The sequence below is a fragment of the Joostella atrarenae genome, assembly GCF_021764745.1.
GTDB classification, from domain to species: domain Bacteria; phylum Bacteroidota; class Bacteroidia; order Flavobacteriales; family Flavobacteriaceae; genus Galbibacter; species Galbibacter atrarenae.
The window spans coordinates 117,479-141,821 of record NZ_JAETXX010000002.1 but is presented as its reverse complement, the minus strand read 5'-3'; the positions used below and the strand labels follow the sequence as shown (position 1 = coordinate 141,821).

Sequence of the window (24,343 nt, the reverse complement as noted above, 5' to 3'; positions counted from 1 at the left end):
TTGCCAGATATCAAGAAGAACCTAGACTACTGTTTCTCTATAATACGAAGAGAGAAATTATAAACACGTTCAAATTGCTCTTCCAATCCCATATCACTATTATCAAACTCAATAGCATCATCTGCTTTTAAAAGCGGAGAATCTTCTCGTGTAGAATCTATATGATCTCGCTCTTGAACATTTTTCAAAACATCTTTAAAGTTCACATCTTCTCCTCTATCAACAAGCTCTTTATAACGTCTATGAGCTCTAGTTTCAGCAGAAGCTGTCATAAATAATTTTAATTCAGCATCAGGAAAAACAACAGTTCCAATATCTCTTCCATCCATTACAACTCCTTTTTCTGCTCCCATTTTCTTTTGCTGTTCTACCAACTTTTTACGGACTTCAGAAACTGCAGCTACAATACTTACAACATTAGAAATTCTTAACGTGCGTATTTCCTTTTCAACATTCTCATCATTAAGATACATATCTGCATTACCTGTAGTTTCATTAAGCTTAAAATTTAAGGTAATATTTGAGAGATTTTGTAGTAATCCAGTTAGATCTTTCCCCTTTTCATCAATATAACCATTATTAAGCGCATATAATGCTACCGCACGATACATTGCTCCTGTATCTACATACACATAGTTCAACTTTTTAGCTAATTGTTTTGCTATTGTACTTTTACCTGTGGATGAAAATCCGTCTATGGCAATGGTTATCTTTTTCATCTGTTGAGCTTTATTATTTTGAAAACTCCATTGGATAGTAAATGGATACTATCCAATGGAGTTGTCTTAACACCTATTATAATTCTTTGGCATTTTTAACTTTCTGATTCGTGATTGCAAGATCAATAACTTCACTCATTTCATTTACATAATGAAAGGTAAGTCCTTTTAAATACTCTTCTTTGATCTCTAAAATGTCACGTTTATTCTCATTACACAAAATTAACTCTTTAATACGAGCTCTTTTTGCTGCAAGGATTTTTTCTTTGATTCCACCTACTGGCAACACTTTACCTCTAAGTGTTATCTCTCCAGTCATTGCAATGCTCTTCTTAACTTTTTTCTGAGTAAATAACGAAACTAAAGAAGTTAACATCGTCACCCCAGCACTAGGTCCGTCTTTTGGAGTTGCCCCTTCCGGAACGTGGATATGTACATTGTATTTGCTAAAAACTTCTGGATCTATTCCTAAACTTTCTGCATTCGATTTAATGTATTCCATGGCAAGGGTAGCCGATTCTTTCATCACTTTCCCTAAATTCCCAGTAATAGAAAGCGTTCCTTTACCTTTAGAAAGTATAGATTCTATAAAGAGAATATCACCACCAACACTTGTCCAAGCTAGTCCTGTAACAACACCTGCAACATCATTATTCTCATATTTATCTCTTTCTAAACGAGCAGCACCTAATACTTTCTCTACATCTTCAACACTTACCTTAACATCATACTCCTCTTCCATCGCAATAGATTTAGCAGCATAACGTACCATCTTAGCAATCTGCTTTTCTAAACCTCTAACTCCAGATTCTCTAGTATATCCTTCAACTATTTTTTCAAGCTCTTTCTTCCCTACTTTAAGATCTGTTTTAGTAAGTCCATGCTCTTCCAATTGTTTAGGAAGTAAATGACGTTTACCAATCTCAACCTTTTCTTCGATAGTATAACCAGTAACATTAATGATCTCCATACGGTCTCTTAATGCTGGCTGAATCCCCCCAAGGTTATTTGCAGTAGCAATAAACATAACCTTAGATAGATCGTATCCCATTTCCAAGAAATTATCATAAAATTCCTTGTTCTGCTCTGGATCTAAAACTTCTAACATTGCAGAAGAAGGATCACCATTATGACTTGAAGAAAGCTTATCTATTTCATCTAAAATAAATACAGGATTTGAAGTCCCTGCCTTTTTTAGGGATTGAATAATCCTTCCTGGCATTGCTCCAATATACGTTTTTCTATGTCCTCTTATTTCTGCTTCATCTCTCAATCCTCCTAAAGAAATACGCACATATTCTCTCCCCAAGGCCTCTGCTATAGATCTCCCTAATGATGTTTTACCAACTCCTGGAGGTCCGTAAAGACATAATATTGGAGACTTCATATCGTTTCTTAACTTTAGTACAGCTAAGTATTCTATGATACGTTTTTTAACGTCTTCTAATCCGTAATGATCTTTTTCTAGTATTTTTTCAGCTCTTTTTAAATCGAATTTATCCTTAGAGAATTTATTCCAAGGAAGATCTAAAAATAAGTCTAAATAGTTACGCTGAATAGAATATTCTGCTACCTGCGGATTCATGCGCTGTAACTTTGCTAGCTCCTTATCGAAATGCTCTTTTACTTTTGCGTCCCATTTCTTTTTCTTAGCTCTAACACGCATTTGCTCCACTTCTTCTTCATAAGACCCCCCTCCTAATTCTTCTTGGATGGTTTTCATTTGTTGCTGAAGAAAATACTCACGTTGTTGCTGATCTAAATCAGAACGTACTTTTGACTGAATATCGTTTCTTAAATTTAATTTCTGAAACTCAACATTCATAAATTTTAAAGTCGCAAGCGCTCTTTCATGTAAGTTTTTATTTTCAAGAAGCTTTTGCTTATCACTTACCTCCAAATTCATATTTGAAGAAATAAAGTTGATCAAAAATGAATCGCTTTCAATGTTTTTTATAGCAAATGAAGCTTCTGAAGGGATATTTGGACTCTCCTTAATAATTTGCAATGCTAGTTCTTTTATAGAATCTATTATTGTTGCAAACTCCTTATTATCAGCCTCAGGCTTTTCCTCTGGTAATCCTGTTATTTTAGCTGTAAAATAAGGTTCCGTACTTGTAACTTCCTCTATTTCAAAACGCTTTTTCCCTTGAATTATAACAGTAGTATTCCCATCAGGCATTTTTAAAACACGTAGTATTCTAGCTACTGTTCCTGTAGTATTAAGATCTCCAATTTCTGGATCTTCAACATTTTCGTCCTTTTGAGAAACAACTCCTATAACTTTACTACCATTAGAAGCGTCTTTTATTAGCTTTATAGATTTATCTCTTCCAGCTGTAATTGGGATTACAACCCCTGGAAAAAGTACGGTATTCCTTAATGGTAAAATAGGTAGTGTTTCAGGTAGCGTCTCATTGTTTATCTCTTCTTCATCTTCTGGAGTCATCAATGGGATTAACTCTGCATCATCATCAATATTTTGCAATGACAAACTGTCCATATTTATAAATTTGTTTTTACTCATAGTTCTTTATAAGTCATTCTGTCATTCAGAATGAGTTCGATTCTTGTTTTCAGTAGTATCTCATTGCCTTAAAACTCTGCGAGTTCGTATTCAAACTAAAGCCGAGATCGTTTATTTCACTCTGTATAGTCAATTCTCGTGCCATAATTAAAAGTCAAAAATAGAATATCTTACTACAAAAGAGTCATACTATTACTACTTTTATGTTTAATTAGTATCTTTCTAACCTCAATGTTTATTTAAAATTATGAAAAGCATCTTACTAAGTTTTTTTATCTGTTTTACTTTTTTCTATAGTTCTTCACAAGATTTAGAAAAGTACCTTATCAATCCGCCTCAAGAAATAACAATTAGTGATACTTGTGCTGCGTATTCTGATAGTAACTCTCATTATATATCAAAAATAGTAACTCTCTTGGAACATCAAGATTTTACTGGGAAGCTAAAGTTATTCCCTAAAGTAGGAGCTCCAAAGTTAGATTTAGATTTTACAATTGATTCTCTTAATATAAAGCCTCAAGGATATATTTTAAAAATTAAACCAGGTGTTATCTCTATTACTGGACAGAATACCGCAGGTCTTTATTACGGAAAACAAACACTTTTACAACTTCTCTCTTACTCAACTACAGAAAAGAAGGCGCTTCCTTGTCTAGAAATAAACGATTGGCCAAATTTTGTTCGTCGTGGTGTTATGCTTGATGTAAGTCGCGATAAAGTTCCAACTATGGAAACTTTGTATCAGTTAATCGATAAACTTGCTTTTTGGAAGCAAAATGAACTGCAATTATACATAGAACATACTTTTGCGTATAAAGATCATAAGGAAGTATGGAAAGATGCTAGCCCTCTTACTGCTGAAGAAATCCAGCTCTTAGATGCATATTGTAAAGAAAGACACATAGACCTAGTTCCTAATCAGAACTCTTTTGGGCATATGGAGAACTGGTTGAAGCATGATGAATACTTAGACCTTGCAGAGTGTCCAACCGACTGTAAAACTATATGGGGAAACAGAAATCGTACAAGTTTAAATACTACAGATCCTGCCTCCTTAGAGCTAATGAAAAGCCTCTATGAAGAATTACTCCCTAATTTTTCTAGTGAATATTTTAATATTGGTGGAGACGAAACCGTAGAATTATGCGAAGGTAGATCAAAAGAAGAATGCGAGAAAATTGGCAAAGGACAAGTATATTTAAACTACTTAAAAAAGCTAAATACGGAAGTTAATAAACAAGGGTTTAAAGCTCAGTTTTGGGGAGATATAATATTAAATCATCCTGAGTTAATAAAAGACATTCCAAAAAACATGACTGCTGTTGTTTGGGGTTACGATGACGTTTACCCTTTTGATAAAAACCTTCCTAAATTTAAAGAAGCAGGTCTAGATTTTTACGTTTGCCCAGGGACTTCTACGTGGCGATCTGAAATTGGAAGAAATACCAATGCCTTTATAAATCTAAAGAATGCCGCTGTAGAGGGATATAAAAATGAAGCTAAAGGATTTTTAAATACTAATTGGGGGGATTTTGGACACTTTCAGCCACTTTCTGTAACCTACGCTCCATTATTGCTTGGAGCTTCGTATTCTTGGAATTATAAAGAAGAGGCTACAAAGAACCTTGAGTTTCAATTAAACCATTATGTGTTTAAAGATCCAACTGGAAATACTGGTAAAGCGATACTTATGCTTGGAGACGCTTATTTAAAGGCTGATATTCCAAATGGAAATGCTAATGCATTTCACTTAATGTTAAGAAGGTTTAAATGGACCATGAAAGGTCACTTTCAAACAAAACACTTAACAGTAAAAGGATTGCAAGCAGCAGAAAAAGAAGTTAATGATGCGTTAGCTATCTTAGCTAAAGGAAAACCTAGTTCAAAAGATGCTGAAATTGTATTAAAAGAAACCAAACAAGCAGCAGCTTTAGCATTACATGGAGCGCATTTAGGAGAAGCTCGATTAAAAGCTAATGATTATGCTACCAAAAATATCCCAACGATAGAAAAGGATAGTTTAGCCGCTGAATTAGCTCCTATTATTGAAAATCAAGAAACAACTTGGTTCTTAAGAAATAGAGAAGGCGGACTTAAAGATTCTATAGATAAACTAAAAGAATTATTGGAGTATTATAAAGAATAATGGTTGCACGACACTCATTTAAACGTGAATAAATACACGTAAAATATATTTGATTTAAAATAAGTATATAGTTATTTCTTTAATTTTCTATATACTTATTTTTTATTCCATAAAGTACAATTCCAATTCGACTTTTAACTTCGAGCTTTTCAAAAAGACTCTCACGATATCCATCTATAGTTTTCGGAGACAGACACATTTCAGCAGCTATTTCTTTATAAGTCATTTCTGTACAGGCAAGTTTTAAAAACTGAATCTCTCTGTCTTTTAACTTTATACCGTTCTCCTTACTCTCCTTTTTATCAATCCGATCTAAAAGCTTGTTTGTAATTTTATCAGAATAATAAAAACCTTTAAGAATTACATCATTTAAAGCACTTTCAAATACATCTGGATGAATATCTTTTAAAAGATACCCCTTAGCACCCAAACGGAGCATTTGAATAATCGTTTCTTCTCGATCATCCATCGAAAGCGCTATAACTTTTTGGAGTGGATAATTTACCTTTAGCCATTCCATAGTTTCAACTCCATTCATAATTGGCATGTTAATATCTAAAAGAACGATATCTGGCTTTGAACTATTCTTTAGAGCCTCAATAAACTCTTTTCCATTTTTTGCATGAAAAGAAACCTCATAATTGTCTAAAGATCCTACTAAAGATGTAAGAGACTTAGCAAACAAAAGATGATCATCTACAATAGCAATGGAATACTTTTTCATTATAGTCTTAGTTCGTTGGATACACCAAAGTTACTGAAACTCCTTCATTTTTTTGAGTTTGAATAGAAAAATTTGCACCAATAAGCGCCGCGCGCATCTTCATATTTAACAATCCTGTCCCCTCTTTTTCTTCATTAATATCAAAACCTACTCCATTATCTTTTACAACTACTGATAATTGATTTGATGTATAGGATAATTTAATAGTTAATAATGTAGCTTTTGAATATTTAACTACATTAGAAAAACACTCTTGGAAAATTCTGAAAATAATAATCTCATCCTTCTTATTAACAGCATAAGGATCTCCTTCAACTTCATATTCAACTTCAAGAAAATTAAGCCTTTTAAACCTATTTATTTCTCTTTCCAAAGATTCTTGTAACCCTATTTTCGAAATAAAATTAGTGTTTAAGGAATGAGAAAGTTGCCTAATCTCATTTACTCCTTGTCCTAAAACATTCGAAGCTTCATCAAAAGATTTTTGCTTTTCCTCTGGTAAACCGCTTTGCAACATATTTAATTGCATTTTTGCAACCGTAAGCAACTGACCTATATTATCATGTAATTCCCAACTTATATTTTTAAATGTTTGTTCTTGAATTTCTGTTTGTGCTTTTGCCAGTTCGTGCTCAAACTTCCGACGCTCTTCTACTTTCTCTAAGAGAAGTTGAGTTTTTCTTCGTTGGTAAACTAAAAAAAAGGCAACTACAAATATTACGAGAATAACTATAAGTGCACTTACATATATAATTAGACTTACAATCTCTTTTTCATTTTCCATATATATTATAAACACTAAGGTTTGTTGTTTGGGGATTTATAGTTTACTGTTTTTTTATCAAATACTATTATTATAAACATTGCAAATTTAATATATCACATAAATGCTAAAAGGGTACTTTCACCCTTTTTGAGTTCATCTTTTATGAAACGATTGCTCTATTTTTTCTCGATATGTATGAACAATGAATCCAATAATAAAAAAAGAATAAAGAAAATAATTAGAGATATTTAGTATGATATGGAACCATTCATAAAAAAGATCTGATGAAAACATCATGTCAGAAAAAATACTTATTGGAACAATTAATAGATTAAATATCAATGCACCAATCGAAATCCAAAATGGTAGGGTCAAATAAAATTTAGATAATTCGTCATTATAAATTATATCCATAAAATAAAGAAAAATAGCTATAGTTAAAAATATAGCTCCCACAATACGTAACGTTATTAAATATTGACTGCTATATTCATTAAAATTATAAACCACATCCCCTACAGCAACAATAATGAATGCTAACACTAATAATTTTACTATGTTTTTAAACTTTTCAAGTTTTAAAATCCTCCAGTAAAAAGCCAAATAGAATAAATAATGAAGTATAAAGTAGGTATTATACAACCAATCGTTAACGACTACATATTTCTCTTTAAAAATGCTTGTTAACCATATTATAAACTCCGACGAAGGATTAAAATAATGTAATACAGGAATAAGACCAATAGTCTCAATTATGACTACTCCCCATAAATAAAACAAAAAATATCTACACGGTGTGTGTAGATATTTTTTATAGGTTAAAGTGGCAACAATTGCCGCAATAATCTCTAAGTGATAAAAATAATCTGTCAGTAAAAAATCCAGCATTTAGTAATTTCTTGGGGGGATTCTACTGTGTCCAGAATTGTAAGGATCAATATCTTCAATAGTATCATCGTCGTCATCACTCACTGCAGATTTAAGAACCATATTCTCTTTGGTTCCCGTTGGAGCTATAAACATAGTTACATCTCCTTTCTCTTCATCATCTTCATATTTCCCCATAAAAAATCGGAGTCCAAGATCTTTGTACCCTTTTTCTTTAGCTTCACTTTTTACATAAGCAATATAATCCTCTAGCTCTTCTAAAGACCAGCTGAAGTCTCTACAGATATCTTTCTTGAATTCCTTTTTTAAAGCCTTTTCAATTACTTTAACGTACCTGTCTTGAAGTTTTTTTGCCTTTTTTGAAGTGATACACTTTTTAGGTTTTTTTTCCATCATTAATAGTTTTGTTATTGGTTTAAAGTGGAGAGTTTATAACTCTCTTTGACTAAAATATATATTTTAATTTTTATTAAATATATATTTAGGATTTATTCGATTAAAGTTTAGGTTTCTCTGTAATCAGAATATGTAATCTCCATTTTTATAATCATAATATTTGAAAATACATTACAACAGATGTTCGTAAACAAAGTAAATATGCTTGAGCACAGAAAACATATAATATTACTGATTATAATAAACTAATATATCAGGATTTTCCCCCTTTTTATCAATGTGTATATTCTATATCTTGCAAATAAAAATTCAGGCTATGAAAAGGGAGACTTCTTATTTAGACATTCACAACAAAATAAAGTTAAAAACAAGTTATTCTCTTGAGAGGATTTTAAATTTAATTGAGGAAGAAGATATCTCTGCTTCAGAAGAACTATATAGCTTTTTAAAAGACATAGAAGATGTTTTAAGAAAAAACAAAATAGCAGATTATACACATATTGCAGCACATAGAATAGAAGTTTTAGGATTTAACACTGCTATAGATCAAAGAATTCCATTAAAGAAATATCAATTAGAACGTGCTTCCGCTTTAATTCCAACAATTACAGAAACACTATCAAATGCTTTAAAACCTATTGAAGAAAGAATCAATACCTCTCGTATTATTATCAAGGAACTAATTTTAAAAGCATATGAAGAAGAAATAATCAATTATGAAGAAAATACAAATCATGCCGATCATATTAATAAGATATGGCATTCTTTATTGAACCATAAGATTTTAAATAAAAAAGCCAATGAAATATCGCTTTCTTTAAACAAACTCGATATTTTAACTCTTCTTTCAGAAGAAATAAATACTAATAAAATGATATCATAACAGTTACTCTTTCAAAGAAAAGATAACCTCTTCCCCTGTTCTTTTTTGAGCCAATAATGCTATTGCGTTATCTGTTAATTGTAATACTCTTGGATACCCGCCTGTAGTTTGTGCATCTTTCATTAAAATAATTAGTTTTCCTGCTGGCGTAAACTGTACAGTTCCTGGAGTGGTTGCGGAAGTTAATATAGAGTAATTATGAGGATAAAGTTGCTGTTTTAATTGGTATGCCATTCTACTATTCTCTTTAGCAATATTAAAAATTCCGTTTAAGACCTGCTGCTCCTGCTCTTCCGTTAACAAATGAAACTCTGGCCCTTTGTATACTTCCAATTTTTTAGAATCGAAATTATGATTCATTCCTGGTAAATCATCCTTAATATCCTGTTTACTACTTTCATCAACTTCAATTTTTTTTCCTTGTAAAAGATGAGAATACGTTGTTAATGAAACATACCAAGATTTACTCCCCAAAATAGTCTCCGTATTAAATCCTCCTTGGACAGCTAAATAACACCTAAATCCAGTTTTAAGTTCACCAAAACTTAAAATATCACCAGGTTGTATTTCATAAACCTCATCATTATAAATCTCAGCACCATTTATTTTAGGAGATATAATGGCTCCGCTAATAGCAATAACTGTTGCTCTACTAAAAACTAATTCAGGTCCCGTCATTGTAATTTCTAAGACAGCATCATTTTCATCGTTCCCTAATAATTTATTCGCAAATTTTGCAGAAATAGAATCCATGACTCCACTTATTGGAACCCCTTTATCTCGATATCCAAATCTCCCTAAATCTTGTACCGAAGAATAAAACCCAGGTTTATTTACTTGTATCATCTAATTCATATGTTTTTAAATGAAATATATTAGCATCTACCTGAATTGTTATTAATTCATGTTCCGCTTTATCTATAGAATAAAACTTTATTTTATCGCCAACACTCACACCACAAGGATTTTCATTTGCAGCATTAAAAATTTTGACTGGAGAATTTCCTATAATATTCCAACCACCAGGAGAAACTTGAGGATAAACACCAGTTTGCTCTCCTCCAATTCCTACAGAACCCTGAGGAATTTGTAAGCGCGGGGTATCTCTCCTTGGATGATGTAAAGCCTTATTTAACCCTCCTAAATACATAAACCCTGGCAAAAAACCAATACAATAAATAGTATACAATGGCGCTACATGTAAGTCTATAATCTTTTCGATACTCATTTTTTTTGAAAGAGAGTAATCTTCCATATCAATTCCAAACTCTGTATCGTAACAAACAGGAATATGCCATAATTTTCGCTGAATTTTAGCTTGGGTATAATTCTGCTTATAAATCTCTTTTAACTTTTTGACCAGAGAGTCATGATCAATTTCTTCACTAGAAATAATAGTTAGAGAATTATATGCTGGAATAAGTTCATAGGCGTCTAAATTTTCTAAAATGAGCTTCTTAAACTTTATAATATCATTTAAAATGGATTCATTAACCATTCTAGGCCATTCAATTAATAAGGCCTTATTTCCGAATCTCCGATACTCTAATTTAAACTTATCCAATGTTAGCGGTTTGAAAATTTTTATAAAGAAATTCTACTATTTCTATAGCATTTTCTGTATCCGAATGTACACAAAATGTAGCAGCCTCCATCGGTATTGCTTTATTATTTATACTTATTACAGCTTCTTTATTTTTAATATGCATGATCTGTTCCAAAACCTGATTCTTATCTGTTATCAATGAATTCGGTAGTTTTCTACTTACTAAAGATAAATCGTCATTATAAGCTCTGTCTGCAAAAGCTTCATAATATATTGTAAAGCCTTCTTCTAAAGCCTTTTTTGCAACAACACTCCCAAAGGGAACGTAAATAGCTGCTCTATTTTTATAATCCGCTATTGCGGATAAAAAAACAATTGCTAATTTATCATCTTTTGCTATGTCATTATAAAGAGCGCCATGTGGTTTTATATGGTGTAATGTAGCATCATATTCAGATAAAACCTCATCAAAGAGCTTCATCTGTTTTTGTATGGTATTTACTAGGTCTTCATTTGAAATAGACATAGAAACTCTTCCGAAATTCTCAACATCAGGGTAAGAAGGGTGAGCTCCAATAGCGACATCATTTTTTAAAGCTATTTGAATTGCTTCCGCTATCGTATTACGATTTCCTACATGACCACCGCAAGCAATATTACAAGATTGTATGTAAGGCATTATGGACGCTTCGTTTGAAGTACCCTCCCCTAAGTCGCAATTTATATTAACTTCTATCATTATAAACCTTAAATCTAGGTAAGCAGTTAGTATTTAAAAGTTATTATAATAAATATACTATAAGTTTTCTGAATTACTAAATATAATCTGAAATTAGGGTGTTAAGAAAATGGCGATGAGGAATTATATATTATTAATAATCTCAATGAAAAGTGAATAAGAGGATGACTAAAGCCTATTTACAATTATTGGTTGTAAATATTATTCAATAAAAAATTCCTGTACTTATTTTAAAGTTTCCATAGTGTAGAAACCATAAAATAAATACAGGAATCATTAAAATAGTTATACCGATTCTGGATAATATTTTTTTCTAAGCCAGAAAGCTACTTTCACTAGAAGAATAAGTGCTGGAACCTCAACTAAAGGACCAATAACCCCTGTAAATGCTTGTCCAGAATTAAGGCCAAAAACAGCAATAGCTACAGCAATTGCAAGTTCAAAATTATTTCCGGCTGCTGTAAAAGCAATTGCAACATTCGTTTCGTAAGGAGTTCCTTTTGCTTTACTAACAAAGAAACCTATAAAGAACATCACTGTAAAGTATATCAATAATGGAATAGCTATAATAATAACGTCCATTGGGATTTCTACGATAAGCTCTCCTTTTAAAGAGAACATTATAACAATCGTAAACAAAAGTGAAATCAATGTAATTGGAGAAATAAATGGTAAAAACTTATTTGTATACCAATCTTCTCCTTTTACTTTTACTAAAATATATCTACTTAAAAATCCTAGTAAAAAAGGAATTCCTAAATATATCGCTACACTTTCTGCAATTGTTTCTATTGGAATATCTACAATAGCGCCTTCAAACCCAAAATATGGAGGGAGTATCGTTATAAAAAACCACGCATAGAAGCTATAACCAAATACTTGGAAAATACTATTAAGAGCTACTAATCCAGCCCCATATTCATTACTCCCTTCTGCAAGATCATTCCATACTAATACCATTGCAATACATCTTGCAAGTCCTATTAATATTAATCCTACCATATATTCTGGATAATCCTGTAAAAATATAATCGCTAAAAAAAACATTAGAAAAGGACCAATAATCCAATTTAAGACTAATGAAATCGATAAGACTTTTACGTTTTTAAAAACTTTTGGAAGCAATGCATAATCTACTTTTGCTAATGGAGGATACATCATTAAAATTAACCCAATAGCGATAGGTATATTTGTAGTACCGCTATTAAATGAATTAATATACTCCGGAATATCAGTAAAAAAATAACCTAAAGAAACACCTATTCCCATTGCTAGGAATATCCAAAGCGTTAGGTATCTGTCTAAAAAACTTAATTTCTTTTTATCCTTCATTACTTATTTATATTAGAAAAGACATAATACATTTCTTCAGCTATTTGCAAGCTTCTTTCTTGATACTTTTCTTTTTGCTCTGGAGTACCATCAAATGCTTTTGGATCTTCATAAGTTATTGGAATTCTTTTTTCAGCACCTGCAATAAACGGACAACCACTGTCTGCTTGCGAACAAGTCATAATAGCAGCAAATCCACTTTCAGGATTAAATACATCATCATACTTCTTTGAAAAAGCAATGATAGGATGATTATTAGCACTGTATTTAATTGTATACACAGGATTATCTCCTTCTGAAATAGGATTCACTTTAAAACCGCTAGATTTTAGGGTCTCTGCAACCATTGGAAACATAGCTGTCTGCTCTGTCCCTCCCGAATAACAATAGATATTCTTTAAATCGAAATAATTAGCCATCGCTTGTGCCCATACTTGAGACAAGTGACTTCTTCTTGAATTATGAGTACAAATAAAATTAATATTAACCTGCTTACTATCAGCGTATTTGTCGTTAATAAAGTTTACTAAAGAATTAAGTATCTCTTTACGCTCATTAGGAACATTATTACCACTAAAAGAAGCGATTACGTCTTGAATATCTTGATACATAGTATATTTAATTTAGCAACATCCAGAACCAGGTACGCAAGAATTTCCTGCATCGGCATTTAGAGATGATAATTCAACTTTTTTCTTTTCAGGAATACCACAAGCATCTTTAGCCAAACAATCTGTTTGCTTCGTTGTCAAAAGAAAAGCATCTCCAGCTACAGAAAGTCCATATTTGCTGATAGTTTCTCCTTGGTATTCTACTTCGATCTCATGATCTTCAAGATTTAACTTTTCTTCTGAAAGTTCTATAATGTTAACTAACTTTTCAGGGTGTAAACGATGATCATAATCATTTTCTTCCCATAGTTGAAAATTAATTACTTCTTCTGTTCTTAAAGTTCCTCCGCAGTCAATAAACTTTTTAGTTATTGCCCCTACTTCCGTAACGTGGAAATGACTTGGTACTAAACTTCCGTTAGGTAACTGAAAAGCAATCTCTTTTCTTCCTTTTAATTCTGATTTAAATTCTGATAATTTCATTATTATTTATTTAAATGTGATTTTTTTAATTTTCGTTGAACGTTAGTAGTCTAGCTCTATGTTGCCTCCTAACAGCAATCATCTATAGAAAAAGGCTTCTTATTAATAAAAACTCCTAAAGTACCAGATACACGTTGCCAATTATCTTTATCAATACAATAACAAACGCTAGTACCTTCTATGGTTCCTTTAATAATCCCCATATTTTTAAGCTCCTTTAGATGCTGAGATATTGTAGGCTGTGCTAATCCAATTTCATTTACCAAATCTCCACAGATACACGCCTCTGTTTTAAAAAGGTATTGTAAAATAGCTATTCGAGCAGGATGCCCTAATACTTTGGCAATACTTGCAATTTCATTTTGCTCTTCCGTAAAAATTTCTGCCTTTGTTAATCCCATATCAATTTGTTTATTGCAATATTACAATTAATATGATTATCTAACGTTAAATTAATGTTATTACTGACTAATATATTTATATAATAATTTTGAAAATAAGTTTATATAGCTACTGTTCAGTAGTTTGGTCTACTAGCTCTAAACGCTTAACAATTGTTTTCTTTAAAATGAGTGTTCCTGGAGATAAAACTGCATTAGCACCTATCTTACAACCGTCTCCTACTAAAGAACCAAATTTGGTAACTCCTGTTTTTATTAGTTGTCCGTTATAAGAAACAAAAATCGATTTATCGTCCCTTTCGTTATAATGATTGGCAGCAATAGATCCAGCTTCAAAATTTACATTGTTTCCAATAATAGTATTTCCTATATAATTTAAATGTGCTATAGCAGAAGATTTTCCTATAAAACTGCTTTTAATCTCACAATTAGCTCCAATATGAGCATTGTCTGCAATAAAAAAACCTTCTCTTAAATATGAATTCGCTCCTACAAAACTATTTGCTCCTATAAAGCCTGGAGATTTAAGTACTGCACCATTCTCTATAATTGCCGTTTTATGAATCGCTATATTGTTTGTAATCTGGAAATCGTCATTTAACGACTTAATATATTTAAGAATGTACTCTTTTATTAGTGAAGTGAAATTCCATGGAGATTCTATTTCGCTATCAGAAAAAGGAAATTCAGCAATAAAATTATTAATTGAAAGTTGTTCCAATTTAGTCCTTTTTAATAGGAACCATGAAAACAGGTATTTTAGTGTGCTCTAACACAGAAGATGCAACTGTACCTATTAATATCTTTTCTAATGTACTATGGCTATGTGTCCCCATTACAATAAGTGAAGCATCCCACTCTTTTGCATATTCTAGGACTTCGTCTGCAGTATCTCCTTCTGCAATGTGAGAAGAAATAGTAGAATCGTTAAGATGTTTTGTAGCCGTATCTAAGAAATCTTTAGCTACATTTTTCATCTCATCTTGGATACTTGGATCGTAAGGAATATTCATTGTATCATACCCCATAAAACTAGGATATTGGATACCATAATACTGCAAATTACTTATTACATGCATTAAACAAACCTCTGCTCCTAACTTTTTTGCTAATTGATATCCTTTTTTTACAACTTCTTCTGAAGTAGGGTTGTAATCGATAGCTATTAATACACGTTCCATGATTTATATTTTTAAAATGATACGAAATCTATACCCATTAACTATAATATAATGAGATATTAAGATACTGTACTCTAAAGATATAAAATTGATTAGATTTTTTCTATCTAAGGCGCGTTAAGATTTTATAAAAGCTTTTGAGAAGATGTATGTTCTTGCTATTCTTTAATTATCAGTATAGATGCTTTTACTCCAGTTGCTAAATTCCAAATATTGGAAGATATCTGCACTCCTTGATCGTCTATAATTGCGAATTGTGCGGTATTAGGCCCTGAAGTTCCTTGATTTAAAGCTTTAAACTCAATTTTATTAAAGCCAGCTTCTAACTCAAGAAAATATGATTTAAAATTAGAATCTAAATATACATTAGGAACCACCACTTTATCATTTACAATAACACTCACCCGATCTCCATCTACGTATTGGTGGTCTCTACATAATATTTTTACTGCTTTGGCATTCGTTTTAAAATCTCCAAAATACTGAGTTGTTGTGGCTCCAATCTTCTGATTGTCTCCTTTGCTGAAGTCTTTATTAGTTTTCTTCTGAAAACGTTCTCCTGGGTCTAGAAAAACCTCTGTTGGTGCCAAAAGGTTTACTTCTTTGTTAGCAATATCTGTTGCAGAACGCTCTTTAGGAGCTTCAGGAGCATCTGGAATCTCCAAATCTGGAACAGCTTTAATATCTAATGGTTTTTCTTTCTTAGCATCATCATTTTGTTGTTGCGTAGCATTAAGCCCCTCTAATGGAATTGGCGCATTTGGCAAATCCCCTTGAGCGTAAGCAACAGATCCAAAAAGTATAATAATTATAGTTACTAAAAATCTCATATTATCATTAATAATTCATGACAGCGATAAATATAATTAGATAAAGCTTTTTATAAAACCTAAACATCAATGTTTTAATAAAATTTTATCTCTTTATTATTGATAAACCCCATTATGGCCGTAAAAATAATATCCAATTCTATGCCAAACACTTAATTTATGTTAATTTGAAAATTAAAAATGTAAAAAAAAGCCAATCTTTTAAAAATTACACTTAGTAATCTTAAAAGATTGGCGCTTATTATTAACTCTTAAATAAAATTAATACCGCTATTTAATTTAAAATTATGCAATCAACAGCGAATTAATCACTATCGCGTTCTAATTGCTTCTGAATTTTATTTATTGCCGACTCTATAGATTTTTCTGGTTCTATCACATTATACGCTCCCCAGAATTCAGGATCAGAAAACCCAGACGCTTCATCTACAATAATAATAGAACTCTTCATTCGGTCTCTATATCTCAAATCTTTACCCGCTTCACTTTCTTCCCAATCTGTAATAGCCATCTCACTACTCACAAAATATTTAGAATTAAATAATTTCCCCTTTCTATCAACCACAAAAGCTAATTGAACATTTCCGTAGCCATAATAATACTTTCCTTCATTAATTCTATAATCCACTCTATACAATGCCTCCGTTGGATATGCATCTATTCCATTAGGTTTACTTCTTACCAAAAGATCACTTACAAGTTCTTTATTATCGACATTAAGATTAAAAACAGCGCTCATTAACGCTTCTGACTTAGAACTGATATATATCTTACCGTAAAATAATGGATCAATAACTCCTTCTTTTTGCTTAAAACTAACTACATAGACAGGTTCTTCATTTATGGTAGTAGATGTAGTAAATTTAAAATCGTAATGCTTAATAAGATCCTCTGTAAAAATATATTCTGGGTACTTCATAATATCCACATATAGTGGCGTGAAAGGTCCTCCTTGTAACTTCAACGCTACGGTATCTAACCTATGGTAATCGGTACTTTTTCTAGATTTATATAACTCAATATAATCTTTTTTTCCAGATGAATTTGGTTGTTTATAAATATAAGCTACTGCTTCTGAGAGAGAAGCATCTTTGTTCCTCTTTTTTATAGTTTCCCTATAAAATGCAGTCATCTTAACAGGAAACTCAATATAATTATCGCCTTTCTTTTTTAACATCCGCTTTACTAATTCTAAAGCATCTTTAGGGGCTGTAACATCTATTCCCATGAGTTCGATAGAAACTGGTATTAATGAAATTTCATTTTCTCTCTCTTGTAAAGACGAAATTGGAATTTTTCTTTCTTTATATCCTAAGAAAGAAACTAACACACTAGAACTCGATAATGAGTCTGGAACCTTTAACGCAAACTCCCCTTCAGAATTTGTAATAGAGCTAATATTGGTATCTTCAATTGTAAGTGTTGCAAATACTAATTCGTCTCCTGTTTTATCATCTATAATAACTCCTTTATACTCTTTAAAAAGTAAAGAATCTGGAGGGTAACTGTTCATTAAATCTACCTGAAAAGCAAACATATTATGTGTAGTGCATAATAGGAATAGTAAAAATAAAATTGGTTTTATGTTAATTAGTTTTTTCATAAACTTTAGTAGTATTTATTAACCTATAAAAGATACATAATTTTTATATAATTTACTATTAGTCAGTAAATGACAAGAATAATTACATAAAAATTAAAATATTTAGATTTTAGAAATAAAAAACTCCCTAAGCATTACCTAGGGAGTTTTAAAAGTAGTATTCATAGATTAGGGGAAATCTATAATGTTTAGATGCTTTTGTATTTGGGGCTCACAAAAGCACCTTAAACTCAATACGAATATACACGCTATTATTAGTTAACTAAACTTTATGTTGCAAAAGCACCCTTTTTGTATGTATAGACTATATATGTTGATGTTTGCGAAAATATACCTCCCATTAAAACAGGTAGTTATATAAAAATAGAATGTTTAAATAAAGATTTTATGTTGAAAATTAATTAGCTCATATGATATACATTTTAGAAAAAACAGATTTCAATTATATAAAAACACAAACACTACACCGCATACAAACAAACCCGCCTGAAAGAAAACTCCTTCAGGCGGGTATTTATTATAATATTGTTTAAGCTTTTAAAGTATAATAACTCCAAGCTTGGAGTATAAAAAGCGGATCTTATTTTTGTAAAGTTACCTTAACAGCATTTAAGCCTTTAAGTCCTTTTTCAAGTTCAAATGAAACTTTATCATTTTCTGCAATTTCATCAATCAAACCACTTACATGAGTAAAGTATTTCTCTTGATCTTCAGCGTCAATTATAAATCCGAATCCTTTTGAAGTATCAAAAAAAGAAACAGTCCCTTTTCTTACAGGATCAAATGCTTCTCTATCCTCATCAGATATTCTTGGAATACTAATTTCGATATCTTCCGCATCCACTTCTACTTTCATAGAAGGATCTGGTGGAGTATCTGTTAAATTACCATTGAAATCTACATAAGCAAATTCAATTCCTTTCTTATTAGATTCTTTAGCTTCCGCCTTGCGGGCTTCCATCTTCTTTCTCTTGTCTTCACGCTTTTTTAAACGCTTTTTCTCTTTTTCTGTTTTGTTATACGTCTGTTGGGATTTAGCCATTCTTTTATTTAAGGATATATTTTATTAGTTTTTGCAAGTTACCGCTTTTTTAATTAAATATAGCTTTTATAACAAACTATACGCTATAAACATTTTTATAATTAAAATTTTATGATGTAATTTCTAACTTATTTATGCAACTTCTATCAATTTCACCTTTAGCTTATCATTTAAATTTCAAAAGAAAAACAACTCTCCAAAAGCAATGAATTAGCTTTTATAAAGTAGTATATTTGCCACATGCCTTTTAGAAAATTACATTCCGATATAAAAGAGACGTTAGAGCGTCTAAAAATAACAACTCCAACTTCTTTTGAAAGCAATAGTATTCCTGTTATAAAAAGTGGTGCTAATGTTTATTGCACAGCACCAAAAGATAGCGGTAAAACGACTACGCTAATATTGACAACGTTGCAAAAGTTAAAGTGTGAAGCTGCTGGTAATAGTCCTAGAGCTATTGTTCTTGTAGAAAATAAAGAGAAAGCATTAGAGTTATATGACTCTTTTATAAACTACACTAAATATAATTCGTTACGTGTTTATGTTGGTTATGAGCAGCTCCATATCGATGTACAAAAATCAGAGATATTTGAAGGTATAGATATTCTTATTTCTACTCCTGAATCAATGAATAAGCTACTTTTATTAAATGGAGTTAACATTGCCGATTTAAAGATCTTAAGTATTGATGATGCTGAGTTTCTAACTAAAACTACCGCTTACAATGCTATTATGTCGATCACGCAAAGTATTCAAAGATGTCAATTTGTAATGTATTCAGAAAAGATGCATCCCGTTTTACAACGTTTTGAGTCTTATTTCATGGAATATGCTAAAATAGTGTCTGAATAGATTGCTATTAATAACGGTATTATATTGAAGTTATGATTATACCTAAATTACATTATATCTCCCAAGGAAACGCTCCAAAAGAGCATTTAGAGAACATTCAAAAGGCTTGCACTTCTGGTGCTGAATTGGTACAACTACGAATTAAAAATACTTCAGAAAAGAAAGTATTAAAGCTTGCTAAAGAAGCTCGAGAAATTACAGCTCACTTCCAAACAAGATTGATTATTAATGATTTTTATAAAGTAGCCAAAGAAGTTAAAGCAGATGGCGTTCATTTAGGTCAAACAGATACCTGCCCACTTATTGCTCGGAAGTACTTATATACTTGGCAAATGATTGGTGGAACTGCAAATAATTTACAGGAATGCGAAACATTACTAAAAAAAGAAGTTGATTACATTAGTTTAGCTCCTTTTAGAGCGACTACTACAAAAGACACTTTAAATCCAGCTATAGGACTAAGTGGTTATAACGCAATTGTAGATGTATTAAAAACGAAGACTCCTATTATTGGTTGCGGTGGGATCACCTTAGAAGATGTAAAAGAAATTTTAGACACTGGAGTCTCAGGAATTGCAGTCGCAGAAAAAATTACTCGTAATTTTAATAACATCCGCTCTTTTAATCTTTTATTAAACGCTTCACTAACTCAAGAACAACGTCACACTTTTAAGTAAATTTAGTACTGTTAACTGCTACATGATTATAAAGTTATTAGTTAATCATTTCGTGCAAATATAAAGGCGCAAGTTTCCTTTATAATTATTGATGCATTATTACCAATCTTCTCGTAACACCAAGCGATTACCATTAATCTAAAACTTCTCTTTATTCAGATTACCTAATTACAGGTAGGCTCAAATAAATTATCCCTATGATAATATTTAATAATGCTAAGCATTCATTATAAAGTTTTTATAACTTAAAATTCTGCATTAATCACCAACACCTATCAGCAAAAACCTTCCCCTATTTTCACCTCCATTATAAATCTTTGTTAACAAAAAAGAATGAACGTTCATTTTTTATACCTTTGCTATAGAATTTAAAATGATATGGCAACACTTCAAAAAAGTATAGATAAACGTAACGCATTAATAAAGGCTACCATTGAATTAGTAAATAATAATGGTTTTCATGCAACCCCAATGAGTAAAATTGCAAAAATGGCGAACGTCTCTCCTGCTACTATTTACTTATATTTTGAAAATAAGCAAGATCTAGTAAACAAAACTTATATCGAAGTTAAAGCTTCCTATACAAAATATGCATTTGCTACCTATAAAGAGGAAATGACTATAGAAAAAGGTTTTGAAATTATATGGAAGCGTATTGCAGATTTTAAACTTAAGGAGTGTGAACACGCAATGTTTTTAGCACAATGCGACAATACGCCTATTATAGATGAACCTAGTAGACAAGAAGGCATTAAACATTTGCAACCCCTACTCGACCTTTGGGAACGTGGTAGAAATGAAGGAATCATAAAAAATTCTTCAGATTACTTATTGTATGCCTATTCCATCAACCCGTTGTCGTATTTAATGATTACCCAAAAACGAGGAGATTTTAAACTTAATAAATCTCACTTAGAAGAAGCATATCAATCAGCTTGGAACAGTATAAAAGCTTGTAACAAGTAGTTTAAATAATAATTTAAAATAAAAAATAGAGTTATGACTAAGACAATATTATTAAAAAATAGACCAAAAGGAAGACCTACAACTTCAGATTTTGAATTTGTAACTGAAGATAACGACCCAAAAATTAGCGATGGCGAGTTACTTCTAGAAACCACATATGTTTCTGTAGATCCATACCTTAGAGGGAGAATGAGTGATGCTAAATCTTATGTCCCTCCTTTTGAGCTTAATAAACCTATTCAGTCGGGTGTAATTGCTAAAGTAGTAGCCTCTAAGAACAGTAAGTTTAATGAAGGAGATTTTGTTTCAGGAATGTTAGATTGGAAAACAAAACAAGTTTCTAATGGTGAAGGACTTCTAAAAGTAGATGGAAATAAAGCTCCTTTAAGTGCTTATTTGGGTATTCTTGGAATGACAGGAATGACTGCTTATTTAGGACTTAATGAAATCGGTAAACCTAAGGCTGGAGAAACACTTGTAGTTTCTGGTGCTGCTGGTGCTGTTGGAAGTGTTGTTGGTCAGATAGGAAAAATATTAGGACTTCGTGTTATTGGAGTTGCAGGAACTGATGAAAAAATTGAAATGCTAAAATCCAAATTCGGATTTGATGCTGGTATAAATTATAATACTACTAAAGACATTAAAGGCGCTATTGCTGAAGCTGCTCCAAATGGTGTAGACATCTATTTTGATAATGTGGGTGGACCAATTTCTGATGCTCTATTATTCAATATCAATAAATTCGCTAGAATCGTTATTTGTGGTGCTATTTCTGTTTACAATGAAACTGAATTACCTAAAAGCATTAGTGTACAACCTTTCTTAGTGAAAAACAGCGCGTTGATGCAAGGATTTATTGTTTCTAATTATTCTGATAAATTCCCAGAAGCTATGAAACACTTATCTGGTTGGTTATCTGAAGAAAAACTAACTTATAGCGAGACCATTGTTGATGGTTTTGATAATATTCCAAATGCTTTTATCGATTTATTTGACGGTAAAAACAAAGGGAAAATGATAGTTAAAATCTAATAATATTAATCAGCATAAAAAATAACAAATGAATAATTTTGAATTTAAGAACCCTACCAAAATAATTTTTGGAAAGGACACTATAGAAAAATTAAATACAGAGATTCCAGAAGATGCAAAAGTATTAATGCTTTATGGCGGCGGAAGTATCAAGAAAAATGGAATCTATGAGCAAGTAAAAAAGGCATTATCTAATCTTGAGGTAATAGAATTTGGAGGAATTCCTGCAAATCCAGAATACAGCATTCTAATGAAAGCCCTTAAAATTATTAAGGATGAAAACATTACTTACTTACTAGCTGTTGGAGGAGGTTCTGTTATTGATGGAACTAAATTTTTATCTGCCGCTGCATTGTATAATGGAGATACGCCATGGGACATTTTATCCAATAAAATTAGAACAGAAAAAGGAATGCCTTTCGGTACAGTCTTGACGCTTCCAGCAACAGGTTCTGAGATGAATTCTGGAGCAGTAATTACTCGAGAAGAAACTAAAGAAAAGCTTGCTATGGGTGGCCCTGGGTTATTTCCAGAGTTTTCAATACTAGATCCCCAAGTAATTTCTTCTATTCCTAAACGTCAGTTAGCAAATGGTTTAACAGATGCTTTTACGCACGTTTTAGAGCAATACATGACGTATCCTATTGGAGCCTTACTCCAAGATCGTTTTGCAGAAAGCATCTTACAGACTTTATTGGAAGTTGCTCCAAAAGTATTAGAAGACCCTACAGATTATAAAGCAACATCCAACTTTATGTGGAGCTGCACAATGGCATTAAATGGGCTGATTCAAAAAGGAGTTCCTACCGATTGGGCTGTGCATGCAATGGGTCATGAATTAACAGCACTATTTGGTATTGATCATGCACGTACTTTGGCAGTAATTACCCCTAGTCATTATAAATATAATTTTGAAGCTAAAAAGGAAAAATTAGCGCAGTATGCCGAGCGTGTTTGGAATATAACAGATGGTAGTACAGATGATAAAGCTTATGTTGCCATCGAAAAGACAGAAACTTTTTTCCATCAATTGGGGATCGAAACAAAATTGTCTGATTACACTAAAGATTATGAAGGTACCGCAGAGGAGATCGCAAAACGTTTTACAGATCGCGGTTGGTTAGGATTAGGAGAGCATCAATCGCTTACTCCTGATAAGGTTGAAAAGATTGTGAAAATGGCCTACTAATTCATTTTCAATGCTATTATTTCTGAAAGAATTTCAGAAGAGAAAAAACTATAAAAAGAAAAAAATGAAAGTATTATTTGTATTAACATCTCACGATAAATTAGGAGACACAGGAAAGAAAACAGGATTTTGGGTAGAAGAATTTGCCAATCCTTATTATACATTATTAGATAAAGGAGTAGATATTACAATAGCAACGCCAAAAGGAGGTGCTGCGCCAATAGATCCAAGTAGTGACTCTCCAGACGCTGCTACCGAAGCTACAAAACGTTTTGATAAAGATGAAGAAGCCCAAAAAAGAATTGCAAATACAAAAGTATTAGCTAAAATGAATCCAAATGATTTTGACGCTGTATTTTACCCTGGTGGTCACGGTCCGTTATGGGATTTAGCTAACGACACTACTTCTATTGAATTGATCGAAAAATTCAATTCTCAAAACAAACCGATAGCATTTGTTTGCCATGCGCCTGGTGCATTAAAAAATGTAAAAGGAGAAGATGGAAATCCATTAGTTAAAGGTAAAAAAGTAACAGGCTTTACTAATACAGAAGAAGAAGCGGTACAATTAACAGATGTAGTTCCGTTTTTAGTTGAAGATATGCTAGCTAAGAATGGCGGAATCTATTCTAAAAAAGACGATTGGGCTGCGTATGCACTTCAGGACGGAAATCTTATTACTGGTCAGAATCCAGCCTCTTCTGAGCTAGTAGCTGAAAAATTATTAGCTAGTTTGAAATAATATAGATTTATAACAAAAAATAGGCTGCCAGAAAAGGCAGCCTATTTTTTTTGTGCTTATACTATGTA

General features: G+C 31.8%; 26 protein-coding genes. 8 read left to right on the top strand and 18 right to left on the bottom strand.

All coding sequences use genetic code 11. From position 1 onward, the window contains the following. Positions 1 to 26 precede the first annotated feature (26 nt). Positions 27 to 719, bottom strand: coding sequence for a (d)CMP kinase (cmk, locus tag JM658_RS05275; protein WP_236958198.1), 693 nt, complete (start codon positions 717 to 719; stop codon positions 27 to 29). A 76-nt stretch (positions 720 to 795) separates the two neighbouring features. After that, on the bottom strand, positions 796 to 3,246 hold the full coding sequence (gene lon / locus JM658_RS05270; protein WP_236958197.1) for an endopeptidase La: 2,451 nt from the start codon (positions 3,244 to 3,246) through the stop codon (positions 796 to 798). 247 nt (positions 3,247 to 3,493) lie between these two features. On the opposite strand from lon, the gene JM658_RS05265 reads away from it, so the two are divergent. Then, entirely contained in the window at positions 3,494 to 5,392 is a 1,899-nt protein-coding gene (locus JM658_RS05265) for a beta-N-acetylhexosaminidase (RefSeq protein ID WP_236958196.1), read from the top strand. Positions 5,393 to 5,471: 79 nt separating this feature from the next. Here JM658_RS05265 and JM658_RS05260 read toward each other — a convergent pair whose 3' ends face one another. From JM658_RS05260 to JM658_RS05245, 4 genes are all read right to left on the bottom strand, one after another. Beyond that, complete coding sequence (locus JM658_RS05260) at positions 5,472 to 6,116, bottom strand: response regulator transcription factor (RefSeq protein WP_236958195.1); 645 nt, start codon at positions 6,114 to 6,116, stop codon at positions 5,472 to 5,474. 7 nt (positions 6,117 to 6,123) lie between these two features. Then, positions 6,124 to 6,900 (bottom strand): sensor histidine kinase, encoded by a 777-nt coding sequence (locus tag JM658_RS05255; protein ID WP_236958194.1) that lies wholly within the window; start codon positions 6,898 to 6,900, stop codon positions 6,124 to 6,126. Positions 6,901 to 7,035: 135 nt separating this feature from the next. Beyond that, complete coding sequence (locus JM658_RS05250) at positions 7,036 to 7,770, bottom strand: hypothetical protein (RefSeq protein ID WP_236958193.1); 735 nt, start codon at positions 7,768 to 7,770, stop codon at positions 7,036 to 7,038. Further along, positions 7,771 to 8,166 (bottom strand): hypothetical protein, encoded by a 396-nt coding sequence (locus JM658_RS05245; RefSeq protein WP_236958192.1) that lies wholly within the window; start codon positions 8,164 to 8,166, stop codon positions 7,771 to 7,773. Positions 8,167 to 8,482: 316 nt separating this feature from the next. On the opposite strand from JM658_RS05245, the gene JM658_RS05240 reads away from it, so the two are divergent. Next, a complete protein-coding gene (locus tag JM658_RS05240) occupies positions 8,483 to 9,049 on the top strand; it encodes a hypothetical protein (protein WP_236958191.1) in 567 nt (188 codons plus the stop codon). A 3-nt stretch (positions 9,050 to 9,052) separates the two neighbouring features. On the opposite strand, the gene JM658_RS05235 is transcribed toward JM658_RS05240, so the two are convergent. From JM658_RS05235 to JM658_RS05180, 12 genes are all read right to left on the bottom strand, one after another. After that, positions 9,053 to 9,895 carry a 5-oxoprolinase subunit C family protein gene (locus JM658_RS05235; RefSeq protein ID WP_236958190.1) on the bottom strand — a complete coding sequence of 281 codons (843 nt, stop codon included), beginning with the start codon at positions 9,893 to 9,895 and terminating at the stop codon, positions 9,053 to 9,055. Beyond that, positions 9,879 to 10,613, bottom strand: coding sequence for a 5-oxoprolinase subunit PxpB (gene pxpB / locus JM658_RS05230; RefSeq protein WP_236958189.1), 735 nt, complete (start codon positions 10,611 to 10,613; stop codon positions 9,879 to 9,881). The genes JM658_RS05235 and pxpB overlap by 17 nt, the downstream gene beginning before the upstream one ends. Continuing rightward, positions 10,606 to 11,334, bottom strand: coding sequence for a 5-oxoprolinase subunit PxpA (pxpA, locus tag JM658_RS05225; RefSeq protein ID WP_236958188.1), 729 nt, complete (start codon positions 11,332 to 11,334; stop codon positions 10,606 to 10,608). Before pxpA ends, pxpB begins: the two co-directional genes overlap by 8 nt. Before the next feature lie 285 nt (positions 11,335 to 11,619). Next, positions 11,620 to 12,666: an ACR3 family arsenite efflux transporter gene (gene arsB, locus JM658_RS05220; protein WP_236958187.1), complete on the bottom strand. Its 1,047-nt coding sequence runs from the start codon at positions 12,664 to 12,666 to the stop codon at positions 11,620 to 11,622. Continuing rightward, on the bottom strand, positions 12,666 to 13,277 hold the full coding sequence (locus JM658_RS05215; protein WP_236958186.1) for an arsenate-mycothiol transferase ArsC: 612 nt from the start codon (positions 13,275 to 13,277) through the stop codon (positions 12,666 to 12,668). Before JM658_RS05215 ends, arsB begins: the two co-directional genes overlap by 1 nt. Positions 13,278 to 13,289: 12 nt before the next feature. Further along, positions 13,290 to 13,760 (bottom strand): DUF6428 family protein, encoded by a 471-nt coding sequence (locus tag JM658_RS05210; protein WP_236958185.1) that lies wholly within the window; start codon positions 13,758 to 13,760, stop codon positions 13,290 to 13,292. A 68-nt stretch (positions 13,761 to 13,828) separates the two neighbouring features. Continuing rightward, a complete protein-coding gene (locus JM658_RS05205; RefSeq protein ID WP_236958184.1) occupies positions 13,829 to 14,161 on the bottom strand; it encodes an ArsR/SmtB family transcription factor in 333 nt (110 codons plus the stop codon). Positions 14,162 to 14,270: 109 nt separating this feature from the next. Then, entirely contained in the window at positions 14,271 to 14,882 is a 612-nt protein-coding gene (locus tag JM658_RS05200; protein WP_236958183.1) for a DapH/DapD/GlmU-related protein, read from the bottom strand. Position 14,883: 1 nt separating this feature from the next. After that, entirely contained in the window at positions 14,884 to 15,342 is a 459-nt protein-coding gene (locus tag JM658_RS05195) for a universal stress protein (protein WP_236958182.1), read from the bottom strand. 158 nt (positions 15,343 to 15,500) lie between these two features. Then, positions 15,501 to 16,172, bottom strand: coding sequence for a hypothetical protein (locus tag JM658_RS05190; protein ID WP_236958181.1), 672 nt, complete (start codon positions 16,170 to 16,172; stop codon positions 15,501 to 15,503). A 304-nt stretch (positions 16,173 to 16,476) separates the two neighbouring features. Beyond that, complete coding sequence (locus JM658_RS05185; protein WP_236958180.1) at positions 16,477 to 17,775, bottom strand: carboxypeptidase-like regulatory domain-containing protein; 1,299 nt, start codon at positions 17,773 to 17,775, stop codon at positions 16,477 to 16,479. Positions 17,776 to 18,355: 580 nt separating this feature from the next. Continuing rightward, entirely contained in the window at positions 18,356 to 18,817 is a 462-nt protein-coding gene (locus JM658_RS05180; RefSeq protein WP_236958179.1) for a cold-shock protein, read from the bottom strand. A 240-nt stretch (positions 18,818 to 19,057) separates the two neighbouring features. Here JM658_RS05180 and JM658_RS05175 point away from each other — a divergent pair, with 240 nt between their 5' ends. The 6 genes from JM658_RS05175 (at position 19,058) to JM658_RS05150 (ending at position 24,275) form a co-directional block, all read left to right on the top strand. Beyond that, positions 19,058 to 19,669: a DEAD/DEAH box helicase gene (locus tag JM658_RS05175; RefSeq protein ID WP_236958178.1), complete on the top strand. Its 612-nt coding sequence runs from the start codon at positions 19,058 to 19,060 to the stop codon at positions 19,667 to 19,669. A gap of 32 nt (positions 19,670 to 19,701) precedes the next feature. Then, the gene (gene thiE, locus JM658_RS05170) at positions 19,702 to 20,346 is read left to right on the top strand and encodes a thiamine phosphate synthase (protein WP_236958177.1); all 645 of its coding nucleotides are present in this window, start codon (positions 19,702 to 19,704) and stop codon (positions 20,344 to 20,346) included. Positions 20,347 to 20,724: 378 nt separating this feature from the next. After that, positions 20,725 to 21,312: a TetR/AcrR family transcriptional regulator gene (locus JM658_RS05165; RefSeq protein ID WP_236958176.1), complete on the top strand. Its 588-nt coding sequence runs from the start codon at positions 20,725 to 20,727 to the stop codon at positions 21,310 to 21,312. A 33-nt stretch (positions 21,313 to 21,345) separates the two neighbouring features. Next, positions 21,346 to 22,344 (top strand): NADP-dependent oxidoreductase, encoded by a 999-nt coding sequence (locus tag JM658_RS05160; RefSeq protein WP_236958175.1) that lies wholly within the window; start codon positions 21,346 to 21,348, stop codon positions 22,342 to 22,344. 28 nt (positions 22,345 to 22,372) lie between these two features. After that, positions 22,373 to 23,533, top strand: coding sequence for an iron-containing alcohol dehydrogenase (locus tag JM658_RS05155; protein WP_236958174.1), 1,161 nt, complete (start codon positions 22,373 to 22,375; stop codon positions 23,531 to 23,533). A 64-nt stretch (positions 23,534 to 23,597) separates the two neighbouring features. After that, positions 23,598 to 24,275: a type 1 glutamine amidotransferase domain-containing protein gene (locus JM658_RS05150; protein WP_236958173.1), complete on the top strand. Its 678-nt coding sequence runs from the start codon at positions 23,598 to 23,600 to the stop codon at positions 24,273 to 24,275. Positions 24,276 to 24,343 lie beyond the last annotated feature (68 nt).

Coding starts and splice junctions, on each gene's coding strand:
- JM658_RS05180 (WP_236958179.1), bottom strand. CDS start 18,817: ATGGCTAAATCCCAACAGACGTATAACAAAACAGAAAAAGAGAAAAAG.
- lon (WP_236958197.1), bottom strand. CDS start 3,246: ATGAGTAAAAACAAATTTATAAATATGGACAGTTTGTCATTGCAAAAT.
- JM658_RS05245 (WP_236958192.1), bottom strand. CDS start 8,166: ATGATGGAAAAAAAACCTAAAAAGTGTATCACTTCAAAAAAGGCAAAA.
- JM658_RS05190 (WP_236958181.1), bottom strand. CDS start 16,172: ATGAGATTTTTAGTAACTATAATTATTATACTTTTTGGATCTGTTGCT.
- JM658_RS05205 (WP_236958184.1), bottom strand. CDS start 14,161: ATGGGATTAACAAAGGCAGAAATTTTTACGGAAGAGCAAAATGAAATT.
- JM658_RS05250 (WP_236958193.1), bottom strand. CDS start 7,770: ATGCTGGATTTTTTACTGACAGATTATTTTTATCACTTAGAGATTATT.
- cmk (WP_236958198.1), bottom strand. CDS start 719: ATGAAAAAGATAACCATTGCCATAGACGGATTTTCATCCACAGGTAAA.
- JM658_RS05155 (WP_236958174.1), top strand. CDS start 22,373: ATGAATAATTTTGAATTTAAGAACCCTACCAAAATAATTTTTGGAAAG.
- JM658_RS05235 (WP_236958190.1), bottom strand. CDS start 9,895: ATGATACAAGTAAATAAACCTGGGTTTTATTCTTCGGTACAAGATTTA.
- JM658_RS05150 (WP_236958173.1), top strand. CDS start 23,598: ATGAAAGTATTATTTGTATTAACATCTCACGATAAATTAGGAGACACA.
- JM658_RS05165 (WP_236958176.1), top strand. CDS start 20,725: ATGGCAACACTTCAAAAAAGTATAGATAAACGTAACGCATTAATAAAG.
- JM658_RS05195 (WP_236958182.1), bottom strand. CDS start 15,342: ATGGAACGTGTATTAATAGCTATCGATTACAACCCTACTTCAGAAGAA.
- JM658_RS05240 (WP_236958191.1), top strand. CDS start 8,483: ATGAAAAGGGAGACTTCTTATTTAGACATTCACAACAAAATAAAGTTA.
- JM658_RS05185 (WP_236958180.1), bottom strand. CDS start 17,775: ATGAAAAAACTAATTAACATAAAACCAATTTTATTTTTACTATTCCTA.
- JM658_RS05210 (WP_236958185.1), bottom strand. CDS start 13,760: ATGAAATTATCAGAATTTAAATCAGAATTAAAAGGAAGAAAAGAGATT.
- JM658_RS05175 (WP_236958178.1), top strand. CDS start 19,058: ATGCCTTTTAGAAAATTACATTCCGATATAAAAGAGACGTTAGAGCGT.
- JM658_RS05260 (WP_236958195.1), bottom strand. CDS start 6,116: ATGAAAAAGTATTCCATTGCTATTGTAGATGATCATCTTTTGTTTGCT.
- arsB (WP_236958187.1), bottom strand. CDS start 12,666: ATGAAGGATAAAAAGAAATTAAGTTTTTTAGACAGATACCTAACGCTT.
- JM658_RS05160 (WP_236958175.1), top strand. CDS start 21,346: ATGACTAAGACAATATTATTAAAAAATAGACCAAAAGGAAGACCTACA.
- thiE (WP_236958177.1), top strand. CDS start 19,702: ATGATTATACCTAAATTACATTATATCTCCCAAGGAAACGCTCCAAAA.
- pxpA (WP_236958188.1), bottom strand. CDS start 11,334: ATGATAGAAGTTAATATAAATTGCGACTTAGGGGAGGGTACTTCAAAC.
- JM658_RS05215 (WP_236958186.1), bottom strand. CDS start 13,277: ATGTATCAAGATATTCAAGACGTAATCGCTTCTTTTAGTGGTAATAAT.
- JM658_RS05255 (WP_236958194.1), bottom strand. CDS start 6,900: ATGGAAAATGAAAAAGAGATTGTAAGTCTAATTATATATGTAAGTGCA.
- JM658_RS05265 (WP_236958196.1), top strand. CDS start 3,494: ATGAAAAGCATCTTACTAAGTTTTTTTATCTGTTTTACTTTTTTCTAT.